Origin of the sequence: Shewanella sp. 10N.286.54.B9, from assembly GCF_041468565.1 — a bacterium.
Taxonomy (GTDB): Bacteria; Pseudomonadota; Gammaproteobacteria; order Enterobacterales; family Shewanellaceae; genus Shewanella.
This window is the reverse complement of the sequence record NZ_JBFRIY010000094.1, coordinates 952-8,087: the sequence shown is the minus strand read 5'-3', so window position 1 is coordinate 8,087 and position 7,136 is coordinate 952. Positions and strand designations below refer to the sequence as shown.

2 protein-coding genes are annotated in these 7,136 nt (G+C 43.5%); both read right to left on the bottom strand.

What is annotated here, in order from left to right:
• Positions 1-3,098 (bottom strand): retention module-containing protein (locus AB4135_RS21715; RefSeq protein ID WP_371995502.1); only part of this gene is annotated, 3,098 nt, incomplete at its 3' end.
• A gap of 261 nt (positions 3,099-3,359) precedes the next feature.
• Positions 3,360-7,136, bottom strand: a 3,777-nt coding sequence (locus AB4135_RS21710) for a beta strand repeat-containing protein (protein ID WP_371995501.1), incomplete at its 5' end; no start/stop codon positions are given.

Here is a 7,136-nt window from a genome sequence, read left to right as displayed (position 1 = left end):
GTGAGTGTTGCTGTAGAGCCTGTGTTAGTCGTGTAGGTGATGACAGGAACATTGCCGTTCCAGTTTTCATTGGGAGTAAACGTATAGCTGCCGTCTTCATTGATAACGAGGTTGCCACCATCAAGTTCTACAGTGGTGCCTGCTGCAACAGTTTGGCCATTAACTTCAAAGCTAACTACCACTAGGTCATTATCTACATCGCTATCGTTGTCGAGTACGTTACCTGTTGCAACTTCACCTTCGTCTATGGTGTTAGTGTCATTTTCTAGCTGACTTGGGTCATCAACCGGCGTCACTTCAATAGTGAGTGTTGCTGAAGAGCCTGTGTTAGTCGTGTAGGTGATGACAGGAACATTGCCGTTCCAGTTTTCATTGGGTGTGAACGTATAGCTGCCGTCTTCATTGATAACGAGGTTGCCACCTTCAAGTTCGACGGTGGTACCTGCTGCAACAGTTTGGCCGTCGACTTCAAAGCTTATCACTGTGAGCTGGTCATCTAGATCGCTATCGTTGTCGAGTACGTTTCCTGTCGCTGTAGTATCTTCGGCTATTGTTTGGCTGTCATTTTGAAGAACGGTTTCTAAGTCGTAATTCTCGGTCGTGGTATCTTCTGCACGTTCGCCGTTGTTGCCAAATCCATATACAATAGCGTCGACGACGGTGTCGGCATCTAGAATAAGCTCTGAGCCCGATACAGTAATAGAGAAGGTACCATCAGCGTTCATTAACGTTTGATAATTGGTGCCATTGATGGTGACAACCACAATACCAATAGTGATAGCGGCATCAGCAGTTACCGTTCCTGTAACTATGATGGACTGCTGTCCTTCCTCATTAGTCACTAGGTTATCGCCAGTTATTGGATCTAAATCGATAGCGATATCGGCATTAATTGGGCTGTCATTATCGAATATGCGCAAGGTGCCTTGAGAGTCAGCAAGAGCGGCATTGACGGGGTCGGTCAGATTGATTAACGCAAACTCAGGGCTTCCTTCAACAATAAGATCATCAACGATTGGAACTGTTATATAAGCAGTTGTTTGTCCGGGTAAAAATGTAACAGTCCCTGAGACATTAATGAAATCTTCACCAAATAGTGCAGAAAGCTCTTCGCTTGAATAGTTTACGGTAATGGTTTCGGTGCTGGCTTCACTTAAGCTTAGAGTAAATACCGCGTGCTCCATCCCTTCAACTGCAATTGCATAATCGATGTTGATGAGTGGAAGATCGCCAGCAGGACTGTCGTTATCAAAAATTGCGAATTGTAGCGTCTCGTCGTAGACATTTTCACCTGTCACTACAGCTCTAAAGTATTCAGTAGGCTCAATTTGCGCATCATCAAAAATAGGCACACGAATTAATACACTTGAGTCGCCAGCCCCTAAAGTGAAACCGAATACAGGGCGAGGAATACTGCCGCTGTAATCGATTGACGTCACAGTCATTGACTGCCACGTTAGGCCGCCATCGTTGGAGTATTGAATTGGAACAATATAATCATCAGCATATTCCGCAATGGGTATACCGAACTGTTCACTTAATAGCTCGCTGGTAAAGGTGATTTCAAGAGCGGAATCCTCATCAAATACCAGCTCACTGTTTAGGGTGAATTGGTTGAATCCATCATGCTCAAAAACGTCTGGAATATCTGCAGATAAATGTGATTTATACTGATCTTGAGTTTGGGACGTTATATCTCTAAATGCGGTCCAATCCTCGACACGATAATCTAAAGTGAGTCCTTCAAGATCATACTGGTTGATACCTTCATTAAGAATAATGGCGTAGTTACCATCGCCTAAATCAAGCAACGTACCAATATCTTGGAATTCTGCGCTTAGCTGTACATTTTTAACGACAAGGTTTTCAGTGATAACTTGCTGGCCTGTAGCGCCGGCGAGTAAATCATCTGCTGAAAATGTAATACGTCCATCGAGTTCGTTGTAGTTGTAGGTAACAAGTCCACCGGGAACATCAAGAATATCCACCTGTCTTTCATCTGCGGCATCAGGAGCGCGATCTCCAGCTAAATCATCAATAGTGTCAGCAACATGAGCCATGGCCAAGCTTTCAAATACGTTCTGCTCATCTGGTGAACGTTCACTGTCTCTAGTAAATTCAATACCAAGCTGTGCAAGAACTAACGACAACATCTCTTTACCAGCAGTTGCAATATTCAGTGGCTCGCCAGTGGTCGGGTCTATATAGCCTGAGAGTGCTTGGTGTATGGCAAATACGATATTAATATTAGTCGCGTAACTAGCATCTAGATTTAAAGAATCGCTGTTTGTTTGTAACAGACCGTCATTGTTACCATCAGACAGATCGCTATCCAATGCTTGCAGGAATATCGCCATATTCTCTACATAGTTTAAGTTGCTGTCAGATAAAGAGGTACCGGCAATATCTTGTAAAAATAGGATAGTACCTTGAATCGCATCAGCACTAAATGTCGCGATGGTGACATCACCCACGCTAAAGGTGATTGTGTCGCCAGGTTGGTAAGCAAAAGAGCCTGGAGCTCCCATATCCCCTGTAAATCCAGAAAACCCTGATGAGGTCGTGTATGCAACGCCATTGACAAAGTTATCAGTAAACTGTGCGGTCAAAAAGTTGTTTTCTTCACCCGTACTTTGGGTTTGATTATTGATTGCAAGGCTAGTTATTTGAGCATTATTATTTTGGCCAGTAGTATCGAATCCTGAACTCGCTATGGTTTCTGCGCCGCCTCTGGCGATAGAGATATGTCCAGATGTTCCTTCGCTTCCTGTTTGATTGCCTGCTGCTGTATCAGGGCCTTCAGTTGGATCTTCCCCTGCCGCAATAAGGGCTTGGATCTCTTCTATTTCACTAAGAACTTCTTGGTTAGCATCAGAGGAGGGCGTGGTTGCAGAAGGAATTGCTTCACTATTAGAAGAGATGATCGAGCCGTCTTCAAGACGAAGCTCTACAAAGCTACTGTCACTGACGGATAAGTTAGTTCCAGCTGGAATGAAATCGCCATTGACTAGGTTTTTAATACTACCGTCAATTTCTGCAGTAACAGCTCCGGTTACACTTTGAATATGGCCTGCTTGTGTTGTAACTATCGACTTCATCGTCTTGCTCCTTGCCGCGACGCACCCTCGTTTGAAGTGTAGCCCACGCGTTATTTTTTGTAACTTATCATTAACCGATATTATAGGAGATGAAAACAATGGTCAATTTTTTGACGCTGTGTTTTTGATGAGTAATTTTCGGATTGGATTATTGCTATTAAACCGTAAGTGTTAGTTCAAAAAAAAAAGCCACTAAATATAGTGGCTTTGATAGAGGCTTATGCTGATAATTTCCTGGCTTGCTACTTTTGACTGATTTTTCTATGGGATATTATTTCCTTGGTCTACTTGTTCATATGGAGGAATGAAAGTGTCATTGGGATCGACAATTAATGCGTCGTCGGCAATTAAGCCCGCAATGATGTCTGATTCGTTATTGCTACCATAAACGATTGATAGGTCGATGCCATCAAGAATGATAGTCACACCATCGCCGCCGGCTACTCCATCAATATCTAACACTATCGTAGTGTCCCCACCACTAATAGTAATAGAGCTAAAGTAATCTTCTAAGTTGCCATTTTCTTCGTTAATTAATAAGTCTGATAGATCTAACACATCAACTTGTTGATTGAAGCCGTAAACGGTATCGGTACTGTTGTCTGCAGAATCTTCAGACCACCAAAAAAAGTCTCTCTCACTGTCATCTGCGGTAGCGACTGTACCTCCATATAGAGAATCGTCACCCCTCCCTCCAGATAGAAGATCTCGTCCGGTTCCACCGCTAATAGTATCGTTACCGTCTCCTCCTAAGATAATGTCATTACCTGCGTCACCATTAAGTATATCCATACCTCCTTGTCCAAATAGAATGTCATTACCGTCGGCGCCGTTAAGGGTATCGCCGCCATCATCGATTTGAGATACGTCAAAATCTTCAATATTTTGACTAATAAAGTTATGCACTTCTGCGTCAGTGACAGTGGCGACATTAACGGTTAATTCATCTGCCACATACTGTCTAATTGCATCCATGCCTTGCAAAGAGTTTCCAAAGAAGTCAGTTAAATCACCAAATATAATGTCATCACCATTTCCGGCATTAATAGTGTCATTGCCAGGGAATATATTGGATCCTAGAATTGCATCAGCAAGATCGTCGACATCAACATTGTTAATAACTGGTGCTTCGGTATCGAACAGTTGAAGGGTGGTATTGTTTACATTACCACCCAAGCCAATAGCTTCAACGTAAGACAGTCCATTTAAAAGAGTAAAGGCATTTTGGGCATTGGTTAGATACCCTCCGGGCTGGCCATTATCGGTATTAGGTTCACCATCTGTAATAAAGAAGGTGCGATTATTACCTTGGGGAAAATTGTCGTTAAACCAGTTATAAGCTGTAGTAAATGCAGCTGAATAGTTTGTTGTACCTCCGCTTGTCATCGCCGTAAACGCTGCCGCTATACTCGATAGAGGGTCATTAGAGCTAAGATCGATTGAAATCAAAGTTCTAGCAGTTTGATCAAAATCAACCAGTAGCACATTCACCGTACCAGAATTCGACTGATTAGCATTAGCGATGAGTGTCGTTATTACTTGGGTTATTTGATCTTTAGCAGTCTGAACGGCGGTTGCCCCCATACTGCCAGAGGAATCAATTAGAAATGCTAAGTTGTAACTTGCGCCAGCTAAAATACCTGGAGTATCACTGATGATAGTGTCGTTGCCATCGGTTCCAATATAATTGTCATCACCAGGATTAAGGGTTTCGCTATTATAAACGGCAATTCTGGCTGTCGCTGTATCTGTTCCTCCATTGCCATCACTGATTGTATAATTGAAACTAATGGGAACAGAACTATTACCATTATGCTGGAAAGTGTATGAGCCATCTTCTTTTACCGTTAACAGTCCTCCCTGAAGTAATATTTCCGCTTCACCGCCGATAAAGACTAAATCATTACCATTGATTTGGGTAAGTTGAAGCGGATCGTTACTTTGATCACTATCAACTCCAGAGCCAGTGTCATCGGTGATGACATTACCTGTAACTACGCCTTCATAGTCGACTTGGTAAGCGTTATTTAAAGCATTTGGTACGTAGTTATCGGGCGTCAATGTAACACTAAATTCGCCAGTGTTGTCTCCGGAGAAGACCACTGCATCACCATCATTATCAGTGGCAGAATAGCCAAACTCTATATCTATAGGTGTGTTAAATACCAAACCATTAGATGCAAGGCCGGTAATTTGAAAGTCCTCTCCACTGAGATGGATGATTTCAATTGACAAAATTGCCAATCCATTGAACTCAAGCTCTTCGATAAGCAATGTTGGACCTACGGTCGCATTGACTACTTTTGTACTGTTATCTGAATAGGTCACTATGTATTGTATATCTGCCGAGCCACTGTGGTTCCCGTTATTGTTGGTTCCTAAATTGATTGCGAGTAAGTTGGTACCATTAATGCCGTAATCAATGACTATTGATTCATTATCAGATATTGAGGTTTGCGGTCCTACACCAATACCGTGACTGTTTGAATTGATTTGAGATGAAATGCCGTTGGTATAACCTGTGATGGTCGAAATAACATTATTAGCTTGGCCATTTTGCGCATAAATAGCACCGTCAGAGTCTACAAAATAGGTTGTGTTGTTGCCGGCAGGAGCTGAGCCTATATCATAATCAATGATAGTTTCAAGATCGACCTCTTGCAGCAAGGTAAATTGATAGTCGTAATGGCCATCGCCGTCAAGTACCGCAGTTAGAGTGAACACGTCAACTCCGTTAGCACTAGCGGTTAGCGTATTACCGCTCATTGTATATTCAAGCGCTTGACCGTTGTATTGCAGTCCACTGGTTAACACGTTGAAGTTGATACTGCCAAACCCATCGGCTCCAGGATCGAATAGGTCAGCGGTAACACTCTCGCCTATGAGGTGCGGAATATTGTGAACCAAGTCTTCATCAACTTCGTCGACTGGTGCATCATCCTCTATGGTAACGTTAAAGTTTGCATTAACATCTTGAACGCCATCATTTATGGTTACTCCAAAAGCAAAAGTGAGTATATCTTCTGCATCATTCAATGGATGATCAATTGAATTGTGCAGGGTAACGGTATAGCCAATTTCAAAGCCTGTTAAGTTAGCTGTTACGGTTCCCAAGGTTATTGACATTATCGCATTTTGGCCTACTGAACCTGTCAGTGTTTTACTGTTATTGTCCCAGCTCCAAGTGATTAATTGAGCGTCGGAAAACATATTGGTAGTAGGTCCAGATAGCGATATATCAAAGACACTGCTGTTCTGAGCGTCTGAATCTGTGAAAGAGATGACCCCGCTGTTTTCTTTGAGATCTGTAGTGTCAGAAGGAACACCTACATTATCAATAATACCGTTATCAAGCCCCTCTTCAGAGACCACAACAGGTATCACTTCAGTGATAATAGGTGCATCGTTATCGCCATTGATAGTGATATTAACGGTTTCGGTATCGGTGGCGCCGAAGCTGTCGGTGACAGTGACCTCAAAGCTAAGGTCGACCGTTTCGCCTTCGCTTAAGAACTGGGTGAGGGAGTTGAGCACGGCATAATCCCAACTGTCACTGTCGGCGCTAAAGCCAGCAATGAAGGCATCGACTTGGCCTTGAGTTAACGCGCCGCCCGACCAGACCACATTACCAACATGGGCAAAGGAGATAGTGTGGTTATCGCCATTATCAACGTCGGTGAAACTTAAGGCGCCGCTGTCAGACAGTGTTGGCGTGTCGTCATCTTCGGTGACAGCACCCTCAGTATCGTTAATCGTCAGCACCGGAATATCATTGGTACCAGTCACGGTCACAGTGACTAACTGCTGGCTGAAAGCACCATGTTCATCGGTGACGGTGATCAAGAAAGTCTCATCATGCATCTCGCCTTGGGCGAGGGCGTTGACGAGAGCGTTATCGGCTAAGGTGTAACTCCACACACCAGTGTTAGCGTCGATATCGAAGGTGCCGTAGTCGTTAACTTGGGCGGCGAAACTCCAACTCCAGCTGGCGCCGTTATCGACATCATCGGCGGTTAAGGTACCGCCGGTCATTAAGTT